Origin of the sequence: Mycobacterium simiae, assembly GCF_008370645.1 — a bacterium.
In the GTDB taxonomy this organism is placed as follows: Bacteria; Actinomycetota; Actinomycetes; order Mycobacteriales; family Mycobacteriaceae; genus Mycobacterium; species Mycobacterium simiae_A.
The window spans coordinates 1-2130 of record NZ_VTZN01000340.1 but is presented as its reverse complement, the minus strand read 5'-3'; the positions used below and the strand labels follow the sequence as shown (position 1 = coordinate 2130).

Here is a 2130-nt window from a genome sequence, read left to right as displayed (position 1 = left end):
GCCAGTGCGCCGTTGCGGGCGGGTTTGGGTGCGGCGCCGATCGGGTCGCCGGTGCCGGGGGCGGCGTTGTTTGTGTTGGATGCGGGGTTGCATCCGGTGCCGGTGGGGGTGGCTGGTGAGTTGTATGTGGCGGGTGCTGGGGTGGGTTATGGGTATGTGGGTCGGGCTGGGTTGACTGCGTCGCGGTTTGTGGCATGCCCGTTTGGGGGTTTTGGAGCGCGGATGTATCGCACCGGGGATGTGGTGCGCTGGACAGCTCAAGGAGAGCTGCAGTTCGTGGGCCGCGCCGATGATCAGGTCAAGATCCGCGGTTATCGCATCGAACCCGCTGAGATCGAGGCGGTGTTGGTGGGCCACTCCCGGGTCGCCCAAGCGGTCGTTGTTGCTCACGCTGCTGGTGATGAGCAACAGCTGGTGGCTTATGTGGTTCGCGATCGACGAGCGGCATTGATGCGGGTGCCCGAGCGGGAATCCCAACTGGTCACACAGTGGCAAGGGGTTGACCACGAGTTGTACTCAGGCTCGTTGCAACCTGCTGCGGCGACTGTGCTGGGCGAGGATTTCAGCGGCTGGAACAGCAGCTACACCGGTGCACCCATTCCGCTGGCACAGATGCGCCAGTGGCGGCTAGCCACCGTGGAGCGGATCGCGGGGCTGGCCCCGCAACGGATCCTCGAAATCGGGGTGGGGTCTGGGCTGTTGTTGGCTCCGTTGGCTCCCCGCTGTCTTGAGTATTGGGCCACCGACTTTTCGGCCTCAACCATTGAGGCCCTGGGTGATGCGCTGGCCTCCCAATCGTGGGGGGATCGGGTCCGGTTGCAGGTGCAGCCCGCCGATGTCAGCGACGGGTTGCCTTGTCACCATTTCGATGTCGTGGTGCTCAACTCGGTCATCCAGTACTTCCCCAACGTGGGCTATCTCCTTGATGTGCTCTCAGCAATGATGCAGCTGCTGGCCCCGGGCGGGGCACTGTTTATCGGCGACGTGCGCAATCTGACCCTGCTGGGGGCCCTGAGCACCGGCATCGTCTGCGCCGAGCATCCCGATGCTTCGGCCGCAGTCGTCGGCGAACAGGTACGCCGTAAGCTGCTCGCCGAACATGAGCTTCTTGTTGCGCCGGAATTCTTCACCGTGCTGGCCCGCCACATCCCCGACATCGCCGCCGTCGATATTCAGCTCAAACAGATGGAATCGGTCAACGAACTCAGCAATTACCGCTACGACGTGGTGCTGCGCAAAGCCCCGGTGGCGGTTCAATCACTAGCCCAAGTACCCGCCCGCCCGTGGCGACATTGGAAAAGCCTGGCCGTGCTGGGCCAGCATCTAGAGACTGAGCATCCCTGCGCGCTGCGGATCACCGATGTCCCCCATGCCGGGATATGGACGGAGGTGGCTATCAGCCAGGCGCTCCAACACGTCGACGATGGCACGCCGCTGGGCGCGCTGGGTCCCGAGCCACCCGCTGCGGCGGTCTTGCCTTATCAGTGCCGCCAACTCGGCCAGAGCCTGGGCTACACCACCACCGTCACCTGCTCACCGGCCCCTGGCCTGATGGACATCATCTACACCCGCCCCAGCACCGCCGCGATCACCGATACCTACCTGCCCGCCAACCCACTCCAACCCCTCACCGACTACGTCAACGACCCCTCGAGCGCCGAACTGAGCACCGAACTACGTCGATACAGCGCCGACCGACTACCCGAATACATGGTCCCCACCGCGATCATGGTCATCGAATCGCTGCCCCTGACTGTCAACGGCAAACTTGACCGACGCGCATTGCCGGCCCCGCACTTTCTCACCAGCACCACCTACCAGGCCCCCCGTAACCCAGGCGAACACGTCCTAGTTGCACTGTTTAGCGAAATCCTCGGGATCGCCCACATCGGCATCCACGACAACTTTTTCGATCTCGGCGGACACTCCCTGTCAGCGACCCGACTCATCGTCCGCATCCGAACCGAACTCGCCGCAGAAGTCCCCATCCGCGTCATCTTCGAAACACCCACCGCGGCTGGACTAGCTCACTGGATCACCACCCAATCCCACCACCAACCACAAACCCCACTCACACCCCGCCCCCGACCACCACACACACCACTATCCTTCGCGCAGCAACGGATGTGG

Annotated in this window: 1 protein-coding gene; it reads left to right on the top strand. The window is 63.5% G+C overall.

The window, feature by feature from the left end:
- Positions 1 to 2130: methyltransferase (locus tag F0Q45_RS25540; protein ID WP_149656528.1), on the top strand; the 2130-nt coding region annotated here is incomplete at both ends.